Annotated in this window: 2 protein-coding genes; both read left to right on the top strand. The window is 47.8% G+C overall.

Annotated elements, in window-relative coordinates; translation table 11 throughout:
- Positions 1-367 (top strand): hypothetical protein (locus DOM36_RS19760; RefSeq protein ID WP_232823940.1); only part of this gene is annotated, 367 nt, incomplete at its 5' end.
- 71 nt (positions 368-438) lie between these two features.
- Positions 439-1,251 carry a tetratricopeptide repeat protein gene (locus DOM36_RS19765; protein WP_198651346.1) on the top strand — a complete coding sequence of 271 codons (813 nt, stop codon included), beginning with the start codon at positions 439-441 and terminating at the stop codon, positions 1,249-1,251.
- The last annotated feature ends 164 nt before the right edge of the window (positions 1,252-1,415 follow it).

A 1,415-nucleotide genomic window follows, 5' to 3' on the forward strand; every position in this document is an offset into this window, starting at 1 on the left:
GCCCCAGGGCGAAATCGTGAATCGCAAGCAGGTCAGGATCAAGGCGCGGATTCCCAACTTGTCGAAGATGGAGTTTGGGTTGAGACTTGATGTCGCATCAGGCCTGGAAACATTTACGTTGTTCAACGATAATTTTGCAAAGAATGGTGGGGCTTTGACTCTCTATGATCAGAGCGAAGGAAAAAGTAGTGGCTCTGAAACTTCAGCTTATGATGTCTCTTCGGGAGATGATGTTTATGTAATAGAGCGCACTTTACACTTAGGCGATGATGCCTCGACGACTGAAGCCAGGCTTGACGTCTCTTTTCAGGACATGCGGGCTCGCACCTTGCGCTATTCGGATGAATTTAAGCTGGAGTTTGGCTAATGAGAATGCTGAGAATTATATCGTTGGCGTTTTTTGTTGGACTTTTTTCGTGGTCATCATGTGTACTTTCGATGACGCTTTTCAATGATCCGTCCGGGAAAGAGATGCGGGACGAGACAAGGTGGTGGTCGCTTGAGGAGCTGCACGAAAAAACGGACAATGGTGACCTCAAAGGGGAGTATATTCTAGGTATTACCTATCTCAATGGAAGCGGCTATCGAGGAGTAAGTGAGGATGGCGGAAAAGCTTTTTCCATATTGCAATCACTTTGGGAAAAAGAGGTTGCCGATGCCGGGTACTCCTTATTCTCGATGTACTACAAAGGATTTGGGGTTGATAAAAATCACAAAACGGCTCTTAAGTATTTAAAGGAATCCGCCGAGATGGGTTACACGTTATCTCAGCGTGCTCTGGCTGAAGCATATCGTGGCAAAGATTACAAAGGTCTGGTGGACAAGGACTACGAAAAAGCGATGTATTGGTACGAAAAAGCCGTTGAGCAGGGCGATAAAAAATCCGCTTTAGCCCTTGCGAATTTATATTATCAGGGAGAGGGTGTTGGTCAAAGTAATAAAAAAGCCTTTGAATGGTTGCTGCATTGCAGCAAGCTCCAATATGGGCATGAAACCCTAGGTTTTCGTTCTCTTGCCAAATTTTATGAGGAAGGCATCGGTACCGATGTCGATCTGGTCCAGGCCTACAAATATTATGACCTTCAAGGGTTGGCTGGTTCTGAAGGCAAACAGCGCCTATCCAAGCAGATGACCAAGGAACAGATAGAAGAAGCCCGTCGCCAGTCCTTGGAATGGCAGAAGGAACACAACGTGCGCATCGGAGGAGGCTTTTTCCAGATGAATNNNNCTTTCGCGCACGGGCAGCTCTGACATTTTATTTGCCGATGTGCCCTTGCCACTGTTCGAGACGGAGACGCTTACACTCGCGTAATACCATTACTAGCTCGAGCTTTGCGACGGCAAACCGATGCCATGCACGGTCAAAACCTCGCCCTCTGGACGCCTCGGACCGCTTGAAGTCCGCGCCAACCAGG

The sequence above is a fragment of the Salinicola sp. CPA57 genome, from assembly GCF_003206035.1.
Lineage (GTDB): Bacteria > Pseudomonadota > Gammaproteobacteria > Pseudomonadales > Halomonadaceae > Salinicola > Salinicola socius.